General features: G+C 52.5%; 18 protein-coding genes. 5 read left to right on the forward strand and 13 right to left on the reverse strand.

Annotated elements, in window-relative coordinates:
* Positions 1–88: 88 nt before the first annotated feature.
* From hfq to mutS, 5 genes are all read right to left on the reverse strand, one after another.
* Entirely contained in the window at positions 89–328 is a 240-nt protein-coding gene (gene hfq, locus ACX1DY_RS01625; protein ID WP_019910673.1) for an RNA chaperone Hfq, read from the reverse strand.
* Between the two features lie 19 nt (positions 329–347).
* The gene (miaA, locus tag ACX1DY_RS01630; RefSeq protein WP_458962451.1) at positions 348–1328 is read right to left on the reverse strand and encodes a tRNA (adenosine(37)-N6)-dimethylallyltransferase MiaA; all 981 of its coding nucleotides are present in this window, start codon (positions 1326–1328) and stop codon (positions 348–350) included.
* The gene (locus ACX1DY_RS01635; protein ID WP_458962452.1) at positions 1318–2097 is read right to left on the reverse strand and encodes a class I SAM-dependent methyltransferase; all 780 of its coding nucleotides are present in this window, start codon (positions 2095–2097) and stop codon (positions 1318–1320) included. Before ACX1DY_RS01635 ends, miaA begins: the two co-directional genes overlap by 11 nt.
* A gap of 42 nt (positions 2098–2139) precedes the next feature.
* Positions 2140–4269: a DNA mismatch repair endonuclease MutL gene (mutL, locus tag ACX1DY_RS01640; protein ID WP_458962453.1), complete on the reverse strand. Its 2130-nt coding sequence runs from the start codon at positions 4267–4269 to the stop codon at positions 2140–2142.
* Positions 4270–4838: 569 nt separating this feature from the next.
* Positions 4839–7715, reverse strand: a complete 2877-nt coding sequence (mutS, locus tag ACX1DY_RS01645) for a DNA mismatch repair protein MutS (RefSeq protein WP_458962454.1) — start codon at positions 7713–7715, stop codon at positions 4839–4841.
* A gap of 272 nt (positions 7716–7987) precedes the next feature.
* Between mutS and ACX1DY_RS01650 the strand changes: the two genes are divergently transcribed.
* Both ACX1DY_RS01650 and ACX1DY_RS01655 read left to right on the forward strand, forming a co-directional pair.
* Entirely contained in the window at positions 7988–8785 is a 798-nt protein-coding gene (locus ACX1DY_RS01650) for a GNAT family N-acetyltransferase (protein ID WP_458962455.1), read from the forward strand.
* Positions 8786–8832: 47 nt separating this feature from the next.
* The gene (locus ACX1DY_RS01655; RefSeq protein WP_458962456.1) at positions 8833–9186 is read left to right on the forward strand and encodes a hypothetical protein; all 354 of its coding nucleotides are present in this window, start codon (positions 8833–8835) and stop codon (positions 9184–9186) included.
* Positions 9187–9327: 141 nt separating this feature from the next.
* On the opposite strand, the gene ACX1DY_RS01660 is transcribed toward ACX1DY_RS01655, so the two are convergent.
* From ACX1DY_RS01660 to ACX1DY_RS01690, 7 genes are all read right to left on the reverse strand, one after another.
* Positions 9328–10929: a putative amidoligase domain-containing protein gene (locus ACX1DY_RS01660; RefSeq protein ID WP_458962457.1), complete on the reverse strand. Its 1602-nt coding sequence runs from the start codon at positions 10927–10929 to the stop codon at positions 9328–9330.
* Between the two features lie 329 nt (positions 10930–11258).
* Positions 11259–11816: an outer spore coat protein CotE gene (locus ACX1DY_RS01665; protein ID WP_458962458.1), complete on the reverse strand. Its 558-nt coding sequence runs from the start codon at positions 11814–11816 to the stop codon at positions 11259–11261.
* Positions 11817–11999: 183 nt separating this feature from the next.
* Positions 12000–13022, reverse strand: a complete 1023-nt coding sequence (locus ACX1DY_RS01670) for an HD-GYP domain-containing protein (protein ID WP_458962459.1) — start codon at positions 13020–13022, stop codon at positions 12000–12002.
* 214 nt (positions 13023–13236) lie between these two features.
* Entirely contained in the window at positions 13237–14226 is a 990-nt protein-coding gene (locus tag ACX1DY_RS01675) for an aromatic acid exporter family protein (RefSeq protein ID WP_458962460.1), read from the reverse strand.
* A 137-nt stretch (positions 14227–14363) separates the two neighbouring features.
* Positions 14364–15200: an ABC transporter permease gene (locus ACX1DY_RS01680; RefSeq protein WP_458962461.1), complete on the reverse strand. Its 837-nt coding sequence runs from the start codon at positions 15198–15200 to the stop codon at positions 14364–14366.
* Positions 15197–15976 carry an ABC transporter ATP-binding protein gene (locus ACX1DY_RS01685; protein ID WP_458962462.1) on the reverse strand — a complete coding sequence of 260 codons (780 nt, stop codon included), beginning with the start codon at positions 15974–15976 and terminating at the stop codon, positions 15197–15199. Before ACX1DY_RS01685 ends, ACX1DY_RS01680 begins: the two co-directional genes overlap by 4 nt.
* Before the next feature lie 209 nt (positions 15977–16185).
* Positions 16186–17193, reverse strand: a complete 1008-nt coding sequence (locus tag ACX1DY_RS01690; RefSeq protein ID WP_458962463.1) for an ABC transporter substrate-binding protein — start codon at positions 17191–17193, stop codon at positions 16186–16188.
* A gap of 145 nt (positions 17194–17338) precedes the next feature.
* Here ACX1DY_RS01690 and ACX1DY_RS01695 point away from each other — a divergent pair, with 145 nt between their 5' ends.
* Positions 17339–17479, forward strand: a complete 141-nt coding sequence (locus ACX1DY_RS01695; protein WP_458962464.1) for a hypothetical protein — start codon at positions 17339–17341, stop codon at positions 17477–17479.
* 89 nt (positions 17480–17568) lie between these two features.
* Here ACX1DY_RS01695 and ACX1DY_RS01700 read toward each other — a convergent pair whose 3' ends face one another.
* The gene (locus tag ACX1DY_RS01700) at positions 17569–17907 is read right to left on the reverse strand and encodes a hypothetical protein (protein WP_458962465.1); all 339 of its coding nucleotides are present in this window, start codon (positions 17905–17907) and stop codon (positions 17569–17571) included.
* 456 nt (positions 17908–18363) lie between these two features.
* Between ACX1DY_RS01700 and ACX1DY_RS01705 the strand changes: the two genes are divergently transcribed.
* Together ACX1DY_RS01705 and ACX1DY_RS01710 are read left to right on the forward strand one after the other, a co-directional pair.
* Positions 18364–18603, forward strand: a complete 240-nt coding sequence (locus tag ACX1DY_RS01705; protein WP_019910652.1) for a hypothetical protein — start codon at positions 18364–18366, stop codon at positions 18601–18603.
* 128 nt (positions 18604–18731) lie between these two features.
* Positions 18732–19358, forward strand: coding sequence for an FMN-dependent NADH-azoreductase (locus ACX1DY_RS01710; RefSeq protein WP_458962466.1), 627 nt, complete (start codon positions 18732–18734; stop codon positions 19356–19358).
* Positions 19359–19517 lie beyond the last annotated feature (159 nt).

The raw sequence follows: 19517 nt of genomic DNA on the forward strand, positions 1-19517 counted from the left end.
AAAAGAACAACCCTCACAGGTTGCTCTCTCGCACTCTCTATTCAAACGATTTATAAACAAAAAGGTTTCGCTCTAAGACTGTAAAAACTTATTCTTCGCTTCCGCTGTCCTGCATGAGCGATACGCTGCGCTGCGGTGTAAACGTGGAAATTGCATGCTTGTACACCATTTGCTGGCGGCCGTCGCTGTCGATGACAATCGTGAAGTTATCGAAGGCTTTGATGATTCCACGGATTTGAAAGCCGTTGGTCAGATATACTGTGGCAGGGATATTTTCTTTACGCAACTGGTTCAAGAACGTATCTTGGATGTTAATGGACTTGTTCATATGACGTACCCCCAATGGTTCAATTAGATTGTTCAGAAGTATATTCAAGACCGGAGAGAAACTTTCCTGCTATTATAGCACGGATTTTGGCAAAATTCTCTGAAAAGTTTTGGCTCTCGTTGATGTCGATCCACTGAATATCCTTCATGTGGCGAAACCATGACAACTGTCTCTTGGCGAATCGGCGGGTATCGCGCTTTAAAAGAGTCACAGCCTCGTCCAGCGTCATTTCGCCCGCGAGGTAGGCGGCAATTTCCTTGTAGCCCAGTCCCTGCATGGACACAAGGCTTCTGCTGTAGCCGCGTTGCAGCAGTCCTTCCACCTCGGCGACGAGTCCGTCCGCCAGCATCTGATCAATTCGGTCTTCAATACGTTTATATAGTATTTTCCGGTCCATTGTCAAACCTATGAGGCACAGCTCGTAAGGAGATTCCTTTTTTTGCCCTTCGTGCGACTCGGAAAGCGTGACCTTCGTCTGATGCTGTATCTCCAGCGCCCGGATGATTCTGCGGCGGTCATTGGGGTGCAGTCTGGCTGCGCTTGCCGGATCTACTGCAGCCAGCCGCGCATGCAGCGCCTCTGCCCCGTGTGTCTCCGCATATGCATCCATCTCACTGCGGAAAGCTTCATCCGCCACCGCTTCCGAGAAGCGGAAGCCATAGCACAGCGACTCAATATACAGGCCAGTCCCGCCTACGATAAATGGAAGCTTTCCTCTCACGCTGATCTCTTCAATCAGCTTGACGCCCTGCTCCTGAAATTCAGCAGCCGAATAGGACTCCTGCGGATCATGGATATCAATCAGATGATGGGGAATACCCTGCATTTCCGCAGGCGTTATCTTGGCTGTGCCGATATCCATGCCGCGGTAGACCTGCATCGAATCCCCAGAGATAATCTCGGCATTATATGCTTGCGCCAGCTCAAGGCTAAGCCTGGTTTTACCGACCGCAGTCGGGCCAAGCAGCACCAGAACCCTGCGTTTAGTCTCAGTTGTCAATGGATATCACCCCGTACGATATTTTGGCGCTGCCCCGCAGCAGTTCGGAGAAGCCAAGCCGGGAGAATTCTCCGCTTAAGGCTTTTTCTTTTAAAAGAACGGTCTTTCGCGCTACTCTAACTGCCTCCGCAACACTCTCCGGCGACAAAGCCGCCGCATTCGCGAAATGACGCAGCGGGGAAATCGCCGATGAATCCGTTAGCGGCACACGGAACATAGGGTCAAAATAGACGATGTCCACACTCTTGTCCGGCTGAGCCCGCAGGTAGGCCAGATGATCGCTGTGCACAACGCGCACACGGCGCAGCGCCTCGTTCACCTTCTCTTGTCCTGAGATATAATGGCTCATTCCTTCAAGGAGGAGCGCATACAGCGGCAAAGAGCTTTCCAGTGCAGTGACCGTTGAATTCTCGCCGCCATGCATGGCAAACAGCATTGAATCGCTGCCGAGGCCTGCCGTGCAGTCCAGCACGCTGTCACCTGGCACCATTCCGGCAGCCTCAAGCATAGGGTCAAGCTCGCCCCGGATAAGCCTCTTAGCCCGGACAAAGCCCATGCTGGGATGGAACTCCATCGGCGGCATGTCTGGTGTAATCAACCGTACTGCCTCTTGCAGCACCACCAGAATCTCTCCGTCTCCGTATCGCTCCAACAGCTTGGGCATGGAAAATCTGCCTCTAGGCGCGTATTTAGTGCCGGTTCGCTCTGCAAGGCTCTGGGCCCGCAGTACAATTTCCGGTATCGGGTCAAAACCCGTTGTTATAATCATGTTGCCTCCGATCTTGCCCACTTCAAATTTACGGTGTTGCTATTACATGACGCGTTTGAACAGCTTCTCCAGATCATAAGCGGAGAAAGAAACTACAATCGGCCGTCCGTGAGGGCAGGTGTACGGCTGACGGCACGCGGCCAGCCTGGACAGGAGCGACTCCACTTCATGCTCGGTCAGCTTCTGATTGGCCTTGATGGAAGCCTTACAGGAGCAGAGAATCGAAGATTTCTCGCGCAGCTTCGCCAGGTCAATCGACCGCTCGCTCAGCACCCATTCCGCCATCTCCTCAATGACCGCCTTCTCATCCCCTTCCGGGAACCAGTAAGGGAGGGAACGGACCAGAAAGGTCTGGCCGCCAAAATGCTCAAGATACACGCCCGCCTGCTGGAACCAATGCAACCGTTCGCTAAGCTGACGGCTCTCCGAAGGGGTAAACTCCAGAGTAATCGGCAGGAGCAGCTCCTGGGAAGCATCCTCGGGACGTCCGAATTTCTCATAATAATATTCGTAATTAATCCGTTCATGCGCAGCATGCTGATCAATGAGATACAGGCCGCTATCATTCTGGGCGATGATATAAGTACCGTGATGCTGACCGATATAATTCAGCTCCGGGAATTGCGGAAGAGCCGCCTCTTCACTGCCGGAAGGGGCATACAGCTCCTCCGTAGACGGCATCTGGCCCCGCGCAGCGTTGAAGGAAGCGGACGGGCGGTAGCTGCTAGCGGTATAGCCTTCCCGGGTACTGCCAGCGCTGCTGTCCTGCGGGCGCCAGCCTGCTTGCGGAGCGCTCCCGCCATAGGCCGCAGCGGTTTCCCGCGCCTGGATGGTTCCAGGCGGTGAAACCGCACTGGCGTTATTGGCATACTGCCCGGCACCTCCTGCAAAGAGCGGCGCATCGCTGACGCTCTGCCGGCCACTGGATGGCTGTACCGGCAAGCCGCTGCGCGGTCCTTCTGAACGGGGCTGCTCCATGCCAGGGTCTCCGGCAAGCGGGAGCCCATTGCCGGATGCAGGTGCCATTCCGCTGCGGGGAGCAGCGGATTCCCGGCCGTTCCGGGAGTCAGGCCCCTCCTGAGGAGGCGGTGGAACCGCTCCTTTTGGAAATGCAAACTGCTCCTGTATAAAAGAGCTGCTGCCCTTGCCACCGATCATTTCTTTGCCTGGACGGGGAATCAGGCTTTGCCCAAGCAGAACCTTGCGGATCTCCTGCTCTACAAAAGCATACAGCTCGGCCTCCTTGCTGAAGCGGACCTCCAGCTTCGCCGGATGCACATTGACGTCGACCAGCGACGGATGCATATCAAGCTGCAGCACCAGCAGCGGGTAGCGGTTAATCGGCAGCAGCGTGTGATAGGCGCGCATAATTGCCGCGTTAAGCCCGTTGCTGCGGATGTAGCGCCCGCCTACAATCGTAGTGATTGCATTACGGTTCGAGCGGGTCCACTCCGGCCGGCTGACATAACCGGATATCCGGTAATCCGGGTCCTCGGCAGTTATCGGCAGCATTGCCTTGGCCGCTGAGGTTCCATAAACGGCAGCAATAACCTGCAGCAGATCACCGTTGCCGAGTGAATGCAGCAGCTGATTGCCGTTATGATGCAGCGTAAAGGAGATTGACGGATGCGCCAGCGCCATCCGGTACATCGCATCCGAAATATGCCCCAGCTCAGTCTGAATGCTTTTCATATATTTCAGCCTTGCCGGTGTGTTGTAAAATAATTCCCGTACCGCAAGATCACTTCCCTTGCCGGAAGGCTCATCTTCATTCCTTATCAGCTTACCGCCCTCAATATCAAGGCCTCTGCCTTTGCCGTCATCATTATTAGCGGTAAGAAGCGACACCTTGGAGACGGCGGCAATACTGGGCAAAGCCTCTCCCCGGAAACCCAGGCTCGTAATTTGAAATAAATCACGCCCATTCGTCAGCTTGCTGGTAGCATGGCGGTAAAAGGCCGTCTCACAATCCTCGGGATCAATCCCGGAGCCGTTGTCCTTGACCCGGATGCTCTGGAGCCCCCCCTCCTCCACCGATACTTCTATGCGGGTGCTCCCGGCGTCGATAGCATTCTCCACAAGCTCCTTCACGACGGAAGCGGGCCGCTCCACTACTTCCCCTGCGGCAATCTGGTTGGCAATATGCTCGTCCAGCACATGAATTTTGGCCATGTTCATTTCACCTCGCAATTATGCTGTTATAGATAAATTGAACTATAGATTTTCATATTGGGGTCTGGTCGTAACTGCGGGGAATGTTTGGACTTCCGGCCGCTGTTGTCTGCAGATTTCTTGATTGTTACCGCTCTTCGCGGTGTAAATCCGCAGACAGCCTATGCTTCCGATGCCAGCTTTCCTACGGAAAGCTCTTAGGCGGTCGCTAACGCTCCGTAAGTATCCAAACTTCCCCTCCGTCACTTCGGCCCTTTTTATATTTTCTTAAGTTCAATTTATATAGATCTGTTGCATTATTGAACGCGTACCCGATAACTGTACTTGCTGCACTTGCTGCAGTTAAAAGGGGGCGCAAACTCTTGTTTTTAGCGATAATTGCATTCTGTACAGCTAAAAACAGCGAAAAGTCTTCTTTTACAGCATGTCTGTCTGTTTAGTTGCACAGAATGCAGATAAATGGAATTTAGCGCAAAAATAGGACTTTTTAGTTGTATGAAATACAGCTAGAGCTTAAATGAATCTCCGTAATCCAAAGACGCGCTTTTTCAAAAGTTCATCAGAACCCCCTAAAGCTCCTTGGCCTTCAGCTTCAGTTCGTTGAGCAGGCCCATCGCCTGCAGCGGCGTCATGTTCATCAGGTCAGCGCCTTGAACGGCGGAGATCAGCTCTTTAACAAGCGGATTCTCTTTTGCCGCCGGGGCTGCAAGCGCGCCTTTACGGTTTTTGCGCGGCTCTTCCTCGCCAAAGATCGAGAGCTGCACAACCTCATTGTCCTCCTCCGCCGGGGAAGAAGCAAGTGAGGCCGCCGCTTCGGCAACAGCCGATGCTGCAGTCACAGCCGTCTCAAGGACAGAAACCGATGACATATTGCCGGTAGAAGACGCACTGTTGCTTACAGAAGCTGCAGTCATTGTGTGACCGCCTGGTGTTGAGCTGCCTGTGGACTCATCCAGCCCCAAACGAGACTGAAGCGGCGATGCCGGGTTTTCTTTGATCGCCGACTCCGCATGACTATCACCAGTGCCGTAGTTAAGTGCTTCAGCCTTCGGAGCGGCCACCTGCTCAATACTCTGGAGCAATCCATAGGCACGGTCAATGATGCCTTCCGGCAGACCCGCAAGCCTCGCGCAATAAATCCCGTAGCTGCTGTCCGCCGCTCCCGGCACCAGCTTGCGCAGGAAGTTTACTTTGTCGCCGCTTTCTTGAACCGCCATCGAGTAATTGCGCAGTCCAGTGAGACTTTGCTCCAAATGAGCCAGCTCATGAAAATGCGTCGAGACCAGGGCTTTGCAGGCAATGGTATCATGCACGTATTCGATCACGGCTTGGGCGATAGCCATCCCTTCGCTAGTTGAAGTACCCCGGCCCAGTTCGTCGATGATGATCAGACTGCGCGCTGTTGCTTTTTCGGTCATGACCTGGATATCCGCCATTTCCACCATGAACGTGCTCTGTCCGCCGATAAGATCATCCGCTGCTCCGATCCGTGTAAAGATCCGGTCAATCAACGGAACCTCAGCGCTCCCCGCAGGGACAAAGCAGCCAATCTGGGCCAGAATACAAATCAGTGCAACCTGGCGCATATAGGTGCTCTTACCCGCCATATTAGGGCCGGTAATCAGTAGAATATTGCCCTCATCCTTGCTGAGTGTGCTGCCGTTCGCAATGAACGCCGCATCCTTTAGCACCGCCTCCACCACCGGATGGCGTCCTCCCTCCAGCCGCAAATCGTAGCCTTCGGTGAGCTTTGGCTTCACGAAACGGTGCTCGGCGCTGACGGCCGCCAGACACTGGTACACATCAATTTCCGCCACCTTCTCGGCCAGCGCCTGGAGGCGGGGAATCTGCGCACTGATCCGGTCGCGAAGCTGGATAAACAAGCTGTATTCCAGGTCGGTCATTTTATCCTGGGCTTCGAGAATCAGCGCTTCCTTCTCCTTCAGCTCCGGTGTAACAAAACGCTCGGCGTTCGCCAGCGTCTGCTTGCGTTCATATCTTCCTTCCGGCAGAGATGACAGGTTGGAGCGGGTGATTTCAATATAATAGCCGAAGATTTTGTTGTAGCCGATCTTCAGCGACTTAATGCCTGTCGCCTGCCGTTCCTTCGCTTCCAGCTCCGCAATCCAGCGTTTGCCGCTGCTGCTGGCCTCACGCAGCTCATCCAGACGCTCATGATAACCCGCGCGGATGATCCCTCCGTCACGCACGGACACAGGCGCATCCTCAACAATTGCATGGTCGATATCCTCGCGCAGCTCAGCGCAATCATCCATGCTGGCCCCAATCTCCCGCAGCGTAGCTGAGCCAGAAGTCAGACACATTTCCTTCAGCGCCGGAATCTGGGCAAGCGACAGCTTCAGCGCATTCATGTCGCGACCGTTGGCACTGCCATAGGCAATCCGCCCAACCAGCCGCTCCAGATCGTAAATCTCCTTCAGCGCCCCGCGCAAATCCTCACGTACGATGAACTGGTTGTACAGATAATCGACAGCCTCCAGCCGCCGCTCAATCGGCGCCCGCTGAAGCAGCGGTTTGTCGATTCGGCGCCGCAGGAGCCGCCCGCCCATCGAGGTTTCGGTGCGGTCGAGCAGCCAGAGCAGCGAGCCTTTTTTGGAACGCTCACGCACAGTCTCGGTCAGCTCCAGATTCCGGCGGGTAAACGGATCGAGAATCATATAGTTGCCAGGCTCGTATGGGGAAATCTGGCTGAGCTGTCCCAGGGAACGGCGCTGGGTCTCGTTCAAATAAGAAATCAGCAGCGCAAGGCAGTGCCCGCGTTCCTTCTCCAGCCGCACCCAGGCCGCTTCGCCAAACTGGCGGCGGGCCAGCTCTTCTTCAATTTTTTCCCAGGGAGTATAGACAACAGGCTTAGCCAGAAGCGATGCCTCTGCCTTCAGCATGTCCAAAAGCGCCGCATCCCCGATAATCTCAGCCGGCTCGTAAATGCCGATCTCATCCCGCAGCCACTCGGCACCAGAAAGCACAGAGGTTACATACAGCTCGCCCGTGGTCAAATCGCACGCAGCCAGCGCCATCATCCCGTTTTCCTCAGTCACACAGACCAGGTAGTTGTTGTTTTTATCACTAATAATCTTGCCGTCCATGACCGTACCCGGTGTGACCACGCGGACAATATCGCGCCGGACCATCCCCTTGGTAACTGCCGGATCATCGAGCTGTTCGCAGATCGCGACTTTATAGCCTTTTTCGATCAGGCGCTGTATGTACCCCTCGGCAGCATGGTAAGGCACCCCGCACATCGGAATGCGCTCCCCCACTCCGCCCTCGCGGCCTGTTAATGTAATCTCAAGCTCCTTGGAGGCCAGAATTGCATCCTCGAAGAACATTTCGTAAAAATCGCCCAAACGGAAGAAAAGGAAAGCATCCTTTGCTCCTTCCTTTACTTTTAAATATTGCTGTATCATCGGCGTATAATTTGCCATCTTTTACCTCCATGCCTGCTTCATACTGTCCTCTATTATAACAGAAATCTGCAAAGCAAAGTCACCCCGTGAGTCCTCAGAAAATTTTGAAGAGCATCAATCCCGGACAAATGCGATGGGAATCATTACGGGCTCGGGTGCAGGTAAATGCAGGGAACATATCAACGGAGGAAATCCGCTGGCTGAAAGAAAGTCGTGCTTTTCATTCCATATGCTGTAAAATAAAAAGTAGACATTATTTGATACTAGAGATACATAGGGAGGTAGCAACAATGATTCGCAAACTGAGCGAGGCAGACAGAGAGCCGCTGATGGCGCTGCTGCGAAAGGACCCGGCTATCAATTTGTTCATGATCGGGGATATCGAAAATTTTGGTTTTGAGCAGGATTTTATGGAGCTGTGGGGTGAGCTGGATGATGCGGACGGGCAGCTTAAAGCAGTTCTTCTGCGCTTCTACGGAAGCTATTTGCCGTATGCCGATGGTCCCTATGATGCGGCGGGGTTTGCCGAACTGATCCGGGCAGGCGGGAAAAGCGAGATGATCTCCGGTTCTGCGCAGGTGGTGCGGGCATTAACTGAACATCTGAGCTTCAAGACGGAAAAACAATTGCTGTTTGCCGAGCTCACGGAGATAAATGAGGAAATTCGCACAGCGGCAGCTTCTCCGGGGATTGTTAAAAAGGCAACGATACACGATGTGGACGCTATTTGTTCGCTTACAGATCAAATCGAGGAATTTCTAAGCAGCCGGAAGGATTCGCGGAAAAGTCTGCTGAAGACGCTGGACAGCGGCACCGGCCGAACCTATTTCATGGAACAGGACGGCAAAGTAATCGTTACGGCATCCACCACTGCGGAAAATTCGATGTCGGCGATGGTCATCGCTGTAGCTACACATCCGGATTACAGAGGTAAAGGCTTAGCCAGAAACGTCGTAGCCCGGCTATGCGCCGATTTGCTTACGGAAGGCAGATCGTTATGCCTTTTCTATGACAATCCCAAGGCAGGTATGATTTACAAAAAGCTCGGCTTCAAGGATATCGGTTTCTGGTCGATGTATTATTTGTAATATGGAACTTAGGAGTTACATAGTGAAAAGTTAAGCCGCCTGATACGATGCTGCCTGCAGCAATCGTACAGGGCGGCTTTTGGTGCGGGCTGACTGCCACTGCTCCAACCTTCAACAACGGCATTTCTGCCGTTGTTTATGTACAAATCTGGCGCGGGGGCTCCAACAACGGCATTTTTGCTGTTGTTTTTGCACAAACCCGGCATACTACCTCTAACAACGGTATTTCTGCCGTTGTTTATGTACAAATCTGGCGCGGGGGCTCCAACAGCGGTATTTTTGCCGTTGTTTCTGCACAAACCCGACGCGCTACCTCTAACAACGGTATTTCTGCCGTTGTTTATGTACAAATCTGGCGCGGGGGCTCCAACAACGGTATTTTTGCCGTTGTTTCTGCGTAACCCAACTTCTGTTTTAGTTTCGTAAGCGCTCGACCTGAATAGCAGACCTTAAGACTAGTATTGGTGCTGGAGGCAGAGCGATTCCATTTTGTGCAAAGTTAAGCCTGCGTCAAAAAAATGCATGCCGCGCGGGCAGGCCTATCATGGATGATTATCGTTGCACCATAGCTCCCGGATGTCGCGCGATTCATCCCAGGTCTGTCCGGCGGCAATGCCACGAAGCAGCGGCTCTATGTAGCGCGCGGCCTGCGCATAGCCGGGCAGCGCGCGGAGCTGCGCCGCCAGCGGCAGGAACGCGGCGCGCAGAGGGGGCTTGTCGCCGCTATAGTAGGCGGCGTGCAGGTCTTCCCGGTCGAGCGGACGCAGGGTCAGGTCTTCATAGCGGCTCACAATCAGGTGAGCCAGGAAGACCGCCCCTTTCGCGATGACCGGGGACACCAGGAAGCTCGGCAAGGTCCGGTATTCAAAGCCGCCATGCGGCTGAAGACGGAAATCGCCGAGCACCCCGTATCTCGGACGCCGGGCCGAGGCCCTGGCGTCCTCCAGCAGCAGCAGCGGCAGCGCGAGATAATTGTCGAGCGCGCGCAAGAGCGGCGCCGTCAGCGTCACGCCGCTGAAGTGCAAGTGGCCGCCTAGGGCCCAGCCCCGCAGCGGCATGCCTCCCGCCCGCCAGCGCAGCGAGCGGTCGGCAATGAGCCGGTCCGCCGTGCGCGCGGCGGACATTAGCTGCGCCAGCAGCGCGCGCGGTTCCCCGCGCGGCGCAGGGCGCAGCTCGGCGACCGGGAACGCGCCGCGCGTTCCCGGAGGTCCGGCGTCGCAGCCGGCGACGCCGTCCAGGGGCAGGTACCGCGACGCCGGCACGACGCGGCCCGTGGACTCCCGGAGCAGGAGGAACTCCGGGTCCATGCCCATAAGCAGCCCGGGGCGTCCGGGCTGCTCCAATGCAAGGGCGCGGCCTAGCGCCAGCGCAGCCGCCTGGTAAGGCGCGGGCAGCGGTTGTCCAGCCGCTGCCCGCAGCGGAGTGACCGCCACCACAATATAGCGCCGCTCCCCCATCGCCTTGAGCAATACATCACCACTGTCCAAGCCCAGGCTGTACAGCGCACGAACAGCTATCCCTTGCATAATCTTTACCGTCCCACGCCGCTCACCGGCATACCCAGCTCTCGCCGTCCCCTCCCCCGCTTCTCCCCCTCCACTTACCCTGGAACTGTTCTCCACCCCGGCTCCTCCGCGAACTTTAACCCCCGTCATCCCCCGCCGCTCACGGGCATACCCAGCTCTCCCCGCCCCCTCCTCCGCTTCTCCCCCTCCACTTACCCTGGAACTGTTCTCTCCCCCGGCTCCTTCGCGAGCTTTAATCCCCGTCGTCCCTCGCCGCTCCCCAGCATACCCGGCTCCCGCCGTCCCCTCCTCCGCTCCCCTTACACTTGCCCTTAAGTCATCTTGTGCTCCAGCCCTTACACGCCCCCCGCCTTCGCTTGGGCCGCTGCGGGCTGTCAAAGCCGCGGCTTGCATGGCAGCTCCAGTTCCCAGCGGCAGAATCTCAAGCACAGAAAGCCCGAGAACACGAATGCGATAGCATTGTCTATAATTACCCGTTGCCGGATTACTTACATATGTAGCAATCTCATTTGCACCTCTACCAGCCGGAGTCAATGAAGCTTCCAGTCCGCTGCGGCGCAATCTATTCTCCCGCTGCTTAAATGATAGCTGTCTATATGTTTCATACCCCTCATTCATTAACCCGCCCCCTCCCGGCTGGAGCATGGCAAGCCGACTGCCACGCTCTTTGCACTATTAAAATTGAATTTTAACATCCATAAGCGGTCGGAAGTCCTAACATTCCCTTCAGTTACAACCAGACCTTAATATGAAATTAAAGTTCAACTTATATATCCCCTGCCCTGATAATCCCCATTCTGCCGTTACCCTTACCATTTCAGCTTCCCCGCGCCCATTTTTTCAAAAAAAATAAAAAAGGAGGGCATTCGCCCTCTCACCGCCGCCCCCGCTACATATAATGGACTATAACCCACCCGATATTCAGTCGGCGGCGGTGCATCCCTTCCTTACAGCTCATCATCCAGGGCGTCGGGGTCGAGATCATCGTAATCGAAGCTTTCACCGTCAAAATCAAAATCCTTGTCTTCCGGATCATCGCTTTGATCAGTGACATACACACGGACTTTGGTCTCAGCCACCAATTCCGCCTCGAATTCCCGTTCTACGCGGAGTGTCACACTGCCGCCGCCCGGCGATACCCCTGCTTCCACGCAATTAGGCTCCTGCGTTGCCTCCGCAGAGACCTCAACCGTGGAAGCACGGTGTCTCGGGTCCAGATACGACAGCGGAATAAGCTCCACATAGGAGACCGTTTCCTTGGCTACCTCGGTCTGCTTGTTTTTGTCGTACGAGTACCAGATGTTTACATCATAAGTACCAATTACTTCGATTCCGTTCCCGGCGGCAACCGCTTCATACTGGTGGTTGATAATCCAAGCCCCCAGAATACTCGTCGGATGGTGTGGCGGAGTCACGGTATGGGTTGCTGTAGAGAACTTACGACCTTTGCCGCAAATTGCCTTCGTAATGATCTCCCTTGTCTGACGTTTATGGCTTAATGACATCTTTGAACCTCCTCCATACAATCATTCACTATCAAGTGTATGCACGTTCTGGGCATTTGTTGATTGTTAGAGTAGAAATAAATTTGGGTAAGCCCTCCAAGAGCCTAAGCATTAGATTCAGTAGTAAAATATGATATGCGCCAAAAAGCCCCCGCAGAATCTGCTGGGGCCTGAAGTGTTAAGTTATTGCGGAAGCACCCGCACAATTCCCAGCTTTCTATGCTTGCTGAGATCAATGAAATCCTCGCCGATGTTCACCAGCGGGTGAAGCGGATCATGGGCCAGGATCATGATGATTTTCCCGACCCTGCCGTCCGTCAGCACCACATCGTTGCCTATCATCGACTGCATTAGCTTATTGATAAAGACTCTGCAAATATATGGATCAAGCTTGCCGTAGACATTTTCCTCCATCTGCGTAAGCACCTCATAGAGCGGTGCGGCTGAACGGTAATAACGGTCCGAGGTCATCGCATGAAAAATATCCGCGACGGCAACGATTTTACTGAAATCAGTAATCCGGTGTCCCAGCACGCCGAACGGGTATCCGCTGCCGTCCAGTCTTTCGTGATGCTGCAGTGCAACGAGCGCTTGCATGTGTGTTGTGCCTACCGTGTCCCTGATCATCTCATAGCCAAGGGTGGTATGCTTCTTCATTACCTCAAACTCTTCAGTATCCAGCGGACCCGGCTTCGTCAGGATTTCCGCCGGAATCATAATCTTCCCGATGTCGTGCAGCGTTGCGGCAGTGGTCAGCATGCTGAGCTCCTCCGGCTTCATCTTAAGCCATTTGCCGAGAAGTGTTGACAATATCCCCACCGCGACATTATGTCTGTATGTATAATCATCTTTTGTCTGCAGCGCAGCCAGGATTCCATAGAAATCGTTCTTCTCGCTTACCTGCTGGATGAAGGGGATTACTTCATTTCTTAGCTCAAGCATCGGCAGCCGTTTGCTCTTGGTATAACGGAACTCTTCGAAAATATGCTCCATCGCCTCTGTACAATCATCTACGGCGAGCTGATAGAAGGCTGCACTGTCAAGCTGTATCACGTCATGAGGCTCCAGAATAATCCGGTGCTGGGTGATTAAGCGGACATGCTCCGAGTTCAGTAGCGTCATTGCCGGCAGCACAAATACACCGCTGCGATTGAAGAGGTTGTCTGCGAGCTGTTTGCCAATATATTGTTCATTGCCGTTGTTCACTGAGTTCACCTGCCAGTGCAGAATTCACAGCTTGTGAATTAGCTGCTGTAATTGGGATATGGCCCTTCCATTTATAATGATAATACAGAGTACACCTGCGTACCTGAACATAAAATGAACGCAGCATTAATAAACCGTTCACTTTTTGTTCATACATATCATATCGTGATTTCTCACTTAAATGTTAATACCTGCTCCTTATTTAGGGCCCTGCTTATGAATTTCCTTTTGTCGTCAAGGACCGTTTCACCGACTTACTATCGACCGGCATTTTATACCTTTTGGCGATATTCAGATACAGCGAGAGCTCGCGGCATAGCTGCAAAATCGCGGAACGGACCTCGAATTCCTCACGGGTTTCCGGCAGCTCCATTCCCTGAAATTCCTTCTCAAGCCCGTCCAGCAGCTTCTCCGTGCGGCCCGTATATTCTTCGGCCAGCACATCGTTGCTAAGCTGATCGAACAGGTCCGCGACCATGTCACCGTGCGGCAATTGGCGGTAGACCTGCGAGAGAAGCTGCATCATATTCTGGATCGACTCCAGTTGCTCCTTGCGCATATAGAAGTAGACATTCCAGGCTTCATCCGGATGAATGACATGATTCTCCATTTCCCTTGAAGCCGCCGTTAGGCCACGCTGCACCGCCTGGTTTGCGCCAATCAGCTCTTTGCCGTCCCATAAATACCCCGGATCACGCAGAGTAACCGCCATTTGTGTAAAAATAACGGAAAAATAACCGTCTACCTCTTTGCGGATTGCCGCAATAACCCCGCCCGTCTGTGGCATATAGATCAGATTGACTAGTCCGGCCGACCCGAGTCCGATCAGCAGCAGCTCAATCTGCTGCAGCAGAACATGCACGGACAGCTCAGCTTGTCCAAACACACGGAAGACGATAACCGAGCTGGTGACAATGCCCTCCTTATAGCCTGATTTTACGATCATGGGAAATCCGATTAGCACATACAGACCCAGCACCCAATAATGGAAGCCGAGGGTAAAGAACAGAATACAGCCGAAAAAGAGTCCCACAAGCGATGCTAGAAAACGCGCCGTAATCGTGCGAAGACTCCTTTTGCGGGTGGTTTCCACACCCAGAATCGCCAGCAGCCCGGCACTTTGCGCGTTGGGAATGCCCACAGCGGCTGCCAGCAGGATGGACAGCAGCGTTGCGGCCGCTGTTTTGATAACCCGAAATCCCATGTAAATACCTCTCCTTGCAAGCTTTGTAAATCGTTTTCGCGTGAAATAGCAGGTTAAAAACATAATGACTGTATTGTTCAGATGAAGCTATAGTCATGGTACAAGATTTTGCAGGGCTGCACAATATGACATCATTCTCATCTTCTCGACAAAAGCAGCTTTTCCACATACACCACCAGTTGATACATACCAGTAGCCACTGCAGCGATAATTAACAGGCTGGACATGACGAGTGTGAAATTGAACACCTGGAAGCCATAAATAATCAAATATCCCAGCCCGGTTTTTGCGGCCAAAAACTCACCCACAATCACGCCCACCCAGGACATGCCAACATTCACTTTCAGTGTGGAGACAATGGCCGGAAAAGAAGCCGGCAGAATCACCTTGCTGAATTCCTGTACCCGCGAGGCTCCAAAGGACCTGACTACTTTCACAAGATTCGGGTCTACGCTGCAGAAGCTGTTATAGACTACAAGTGTTGTAATGATAACCGTAATGGACAATGTTGTGACAACAATCGCCGTAAAGCCCGCGCCGAACATCACGATAAAAATCGGGCCCAATGCCACCTTCGGCATACTGTTAAATACGACCATATAGGGATCAAGCACCGCAGATAAAAAAGGCGACCACCAAATAATGACGGCCAGCAGCGTACCAAGCAATGTACCAAGCACAAATCCGACCACCGTCTCACCGACCGTCATGCCCAGATGCGGCCACAGACTTCCGCTGACCATGTCTCCCCAAATCTGGCGGAAGACCTTCGTCGGATAGCTGAACAGCAGCTCATCCAGCCAGCCCAGCCTGGCTCCTGCTTCCCACAGAACAAAGAACAGCACAAGCAGACTGCCGCGTACAGCATTAACCCTGCTTCGCCAGCGCCGCTTTTTCTTCCGGTATTCTCCGTGCTTCTCTTCCAGCCATAACGCACGGGAGGCTGCCAACTCAATTTGCTCGACGGATTTCATAAGCCTTCCCTCCCTGCCAGCTCCATTTCCTTCCATACTTCATGAAAAAGCTCCGCGAACCCCGGCAAGTCACGTGCATACAATGGGGGCGTGCGGCGAATCGCTTCGGGAACTGTAAAAATTTTACGGATCTTCCCCGGATTCCGCTGCAGCAGGATCACCCGGCTGCTGACCGCTATCGCCTCGGACAGATCATGGGTGACAAGAATCGCCGTAGTCCCGCGGCTGCGCAAAGTCTCCGATACCAGATCCTCAAGCTGTAGCTTAATCTGGTAATCCAGAGCGGAAAAAGGCTCATCCAGCAGCAGCAGTCCGGGGTTCGTAGCAAGCGTCCGCACCAGTGCCACCCGCTGGCGCATTCCGCCCGACAACTGGGACGGTAAGGCCTGCTCCTTGCCCGCAAGCCCCATCTCCTCCAGCAGCTTCAGAGTCTTCTTCCTTGAGATTTCGTTCAGACTGCCGGTCAGCTCCAGTCCCAGCAGCGCATTATCCAATATCGTCCGCCAGGGAAAAAGATAATCCTGCTGCAGCATGTACCCCACCTCTGGAGAGGGGCCTTCAATTGCGCGTCCGCTCACAAGCACTTCACCGCGTGAGGGCCGCAGCAGTCCGGCAATGATCGACAGGAGCGTAGTTTTGCCGCAGCCGCTGGGTCCAACCAGGCTGACGAACTCGCCCTTTTCAACGTTTAGACTGAAGCTCTCAATGGCAAGCGACGCCTCGCGGTCCCCCAGATAGGCATGCGTCACTTCCTTTAACTGCACAATGGGAAGCATATTGCCCCTCCTAAAAGTTTTGTTAGCATAGACTTCAATGAACTGCTTCGGCAAAACTCACTTCGTAAGCATTCACTTAAGTTTTGTTAGCATAGACTTCAATGAACTGCTTCGGCAAAACTCACTTCGTAAGCATTCACTTAAGTTTTATGGAGCATAACATCATTGAGATTCTTCGCAATAAAACTCGCTTCGTAAGCATTCGCCGCTCACTTTACGCTGGCTTCGGCTTTTTCGGCAAAGCTGTTGTTGACAATCTTCCCTTCGGGAATACGTTCCTTCAGTTCACCAGCGTTCTCGATGACATCCAGAAGATTGTTCCACTCTTTATCGTCCACAACCGGGTTCACTGCATACGTATCCTGCTCCTTATATCGCTTTACCGAAGAGACTACGATTTCCCGATCCGTCTTATCAAAATAAGGAAGAATCGCATCAGCAATCTCCTCCGGGCTGTGCTCCTTTACCCAAAGCTGCGCCCGCTGGATCGCATTGGTGAATTTCTGCACGGTATCCCCGTTTTTACTAATATAGCTGTCCTTCGACATAAAGACCGTATAAGGCAGATAGCCGCTCTCTACACCGAAAGAAGCAACCACCTGACCGCGTCCCTCACGTTCAAAGATGGAGGCTGTCGGTTCAAAGAGCTGCACATAATCCCCTGTTCCAGAGGCAAAGGCTCCGGCGATATTGGCAAAGTCGATATTTTGAATCAGGGTAAGGTCCTTTTTCGTGTCAATGCCCTTTTGCAGCAGGGTGAACGCACCGGCCATTTGCGGCATCCCGCCTTTTCTTTGGCCGAGGAAGGTGCTCCCCTTCAATTTGTCCCATTCAAAATTGGCATCGGCTTTTCGTGCGAACAGGAACGTGCCGTCCCGCTGCGTTAGCTGGGCAAAATTTATAACCGGATCATCCGTCCCCTGCTGGTAGACGTAAATGGAAGTTTCCGAGCCGACAAGCGCCACATCAATCGCTCCTGAGAGCAGTGCCGTCATTGTTTTATCGCCGCCCGGAATCGTCTGCAGCTCCACATCCAGCCCCTCATCCTTGAAGAAATTCTGCGTAAGTGCCACATATTCGGGCGCGTAAAAGACAGAACGGGTAACTTCACCAACTTTCACCTTCACCGCCGCCGAATCTCCGCCGCAGCCGGCGAGCACCGAAAAACACAAGGTGAAGATCATGAGCGACATTGTTATTTTTTTCCTGGGTTTCATCCTTCATTCTCCTTTCTTCCGGGTCTTTCGCCCTTGCTAAAAGCATATGCGAATGCCTACAGAAAGGTTAATTGACATGGTGTGCAACGTTTGCACAAGATCTACGCTCTATACTGCGTAACTTCTACGAAGGAGGATTTGGGCAATGGGGAATCTTGCAGGGGAAGACTGGGGGCAGTTGCAGAACAAGCCGGAGCATGCCAAAATGGCCGCGTCATTGCTGCTGACCCTGCCCGGAAATCCTTGTATTTTATTATGGAGAGGAGTTTGGGATGCTTGGCACTAGGCCGGATGAAGGCACCTGGGAGCCTGGCAGTCCGTTACTATGCCCCGGCAACGAAGGAGTTGTGGCCTACGAACGACTCACACTCCTCCCTATTTCACCGTAAGCATCACCCAATTATAAAAGATGGAGCATAACTGCGCCCTTGTCAGCGGGACGGCAATGATCCAATCTTCTGATGCCTCGGGGCTGACACGCACCAGCCAGCCGCCGGAGGCATCTTCCATAAAAGAAGCCTGCTGCAGCTTCCACACTCCCTCATGGTGTGAGCATAGCTTCAGTTCTCCCTCTGCAATGCGGCTCTTCAGCACCTTGGCCAGCTTTGCGGAATACTCCTGATCCCCCGTTTCGGCAGTCAGGCACTGAGACAAAAAGAACAAAGTATAAGTGCCGGCTTTATCCTTCAGCTCCTCATATTTTCGTTTCGACATTAGTAAAGCAGGAGCGTCCGAAAGGTCGGTGTCTGTAAGATCAAAGGAGCAATTCAGCAAATAATAACAGGCACGCCGAATCTCATCGGGCTCCTTTAGCTTAATACTGAAGGTGTCCGCTTCTTTTATGCTGGTAATTTGAAGTCTATCCCTGTGCACTTGAAGGCATATATCCTGAACGTACTTCCCCTCATTAAACTTTACCCGGCATATCCGTTCTGGGGCAGCTTTTTTCAGCACATCTCTTATTTTCTTATCTCCCGATATTTCAGGAAACAGAAAATACGCTAAATATCCCTCATCTTTATTGTTCACATCAATGTTTCCTTCCCGGAAAGAGGCTTCAAGCTTTAAAACTTGTAATCTTTATGTTATCATAAGCTAATTTTAAGGTAAAATTAAGAAAGAAGAGGTAAGATCAATACCATGAAAGACTTGTAGCGAGGTGATTGTTAAATGAGAATGCTCATTACATTTCAGAACAAGACAGTACCTGTGTACATCACTACAGAAAATAAACAGCCTACCCAAAAAGTACTTCGATTGCTTAACAGCACGCTAGAGCTTAAGATTCAAAAAGGCAAAAGCGCCCTGCAAAAATGTCTGAATTCTCTGATTAGTATCGAAATAAAAGGCTCTGAAGCTATATTGCACAGTTACAGTGAAAATGATTCATTGGCGCTATCCCTCTACTAGAGGGATAGTTTTTTTGTGAGCACCAGCCCATGCATCAAAAAAATTAAGCAAAGGATATTTACAAACAAAAAAGCTAATGCTATATTATTTATAGTTAATAAATATTATATACCTAAGGAGAATTTATAATGTCTAATGTTCTTTTTATCAAAGCAAATAACCGTCCAGCAGAACAAGCTGTAAGTGTTCAGCTGTACAATGAATTTTTGGCAAGCTACAAGGCATCCCATCCTCAGGATACCGTTACCGAATTGGACCTGTTCGCTGAACAGCTTCCTTACTATGACAACACACTGATTACTGGTATGTTCAAAGCAGCTCAAGGCTACGAAGCTACTCCTGAAGAAGCTGCCGGCGCTGCAACTGTTAAAAAATATGTAGATCAGTTCCTGGCTGCCGACAAGGTAGTCTTTGGTTTCCCGCTGTGGAACTTGACTGTTCCGGCTGTACTGCATACTTACATTGATTACTTGAGCCAAGCTGGTATTACCTTTAAATACACTGCTGAAGGCCCGGTTGGTCTGGTAACTGACAAAAAAGCAGTTATCTTGAACGCCAGAGGCGGCGTTTATTCCGAAGGTCCGGCTGCAAGTATTGAAATGGCTGTCAACTTTGTTGCCGGCATGCTGAACTTCTGGGGCTTCAAGAATGTTGAACAGGTAATCATCGAAGGCCACAATGCGAACCCGCAGCAATCTGCTGAAATCATTGCCAATGGCCTGCAACTGGCAAAAACTACAGCAGCATCGTTCTAAAACACAACCCGTGTTAAAAGTCCGGTAATTTATTTAGATATCCGCACTTTTACTGAGACATCTGTTATCAAGCATTATCCGGACTTTTATTTATATATAGGCAGCGGCCTCTCCCGGAAGCCGCTGCCAGACAGTAAAGAGGGTCTCCTACAGCCATTT

The sequence above is a fragment of the Paenibacillus sp. BAC0078 genome, from assembly GCF_054483875.1.

Coding starts and splice junctions, on each gene's coding strand:
- ACX1DY_RS01660 (WP_458962457.1), bottom strand. CDS start 10,929: ATGAATGAGGGGTATGAAACATATAGACAGCTATCATTTAAGCAGCGG.
- mutS (WP_458962454.1), bottom strand. CDS start 7,715: ATGGCAAATTATACGCCGATGATACAGCAATATTTAAAAGTAAAGGAA.
- ACX1DY_RS01675 (WP_458962460.1), bottom strand. CDS start 14,226: ATGGGATTTCGGGTTATCAAAACAGCGGCCGCAACGCTGCTGTCCATC.
- ACX1DY_RS01690 (WP_458962463.1), bottom strand. CDS start 17,193: ATGAAACCCAGGAAAAAAATAACAATGTCGCTCATGATCTTCACCTTG.
- ACX1DY_RS01655 (WP_458962456.1), top strand. CDS start 8,833: ATGCTGCCTGCAGCAATCGTACAGGGCGGCTTTTGGTGCGGGCTGACT.
- ACX1DY_RS01665 (WP_458962458.1), bottom strand. CDS start 11,816: ATGTCATTAAGCCATAAACGTCAGACAAGGGAGATCATTACGAAGGCA.
- ACX1DY_RS01705 (WP_019910652.1), top strand. CDS start 18,364: ATGAGAATGCTCATTACATTTCAGAACAAGACAGTACCTGTGTACATC.
- mutL (WP_458962453.1), bottom strand. CDS start 4,269: ATGGCCAAAATTCATGTGCTGGACGAGCATATTGCCAACCAGATTGCC.
- hfq (WP_019910673.1), bottom strand. CDS start 328: ATGAACAAGTCCATTAACATCCAAGATACGTTCTTGAACCAGTTGCGT.
- ACX1DY_RS01650 (WP_458962455.1), top strand. CDS start 7,988: ATGATTCGCAAACTGAGCGAGGCAGACAGAGAGCCGCTGATGGCGCTG.
- ACX1DY_RS01680 (WP_458962461.1), bottom strand. CDS start 15,200: ATGAAATCCGTCGAGCAAATTGAGTTGGCAGCCTCCCGTGCGTTATGG.
- ACX1DY_RS01635 (WP_458962452.1), bottom strand. CDS start 2,097: ATGATTATAACAACGGGTTTTGACCCGATACCGGAAATTGTACTGCGG.
- ACX1DY_RS01710 (WP_458962466.1), top strand. CDS start 18,732: ATGTCTAATGTTCTTTTTATCAAAGCAAATAACCGTCCAGCAGAACAA.
- ACX1DY_RS01695 (WP_458962464.1), top strand. CDS start 17,339: ATGGGGAATCTTGCAGGGGAAGACTGGGGGCAGTTGCAGAACAAGCCG.
- ACX1DY_RS01685 (WP_458962462.1), bottom strand. CDS start 15,976: ATGCTTCCCATTGTGCAGTTAAAGGAAGTGACGCATGCCTATCTGGGG.
- ACX1DY_RS01700 (WP_458962465.1), bottom strand. CDS start 17,907: ATGTCGAAACGAAAATATGAGGAGCTGAAGGATAAAGCCGGCACTTAT.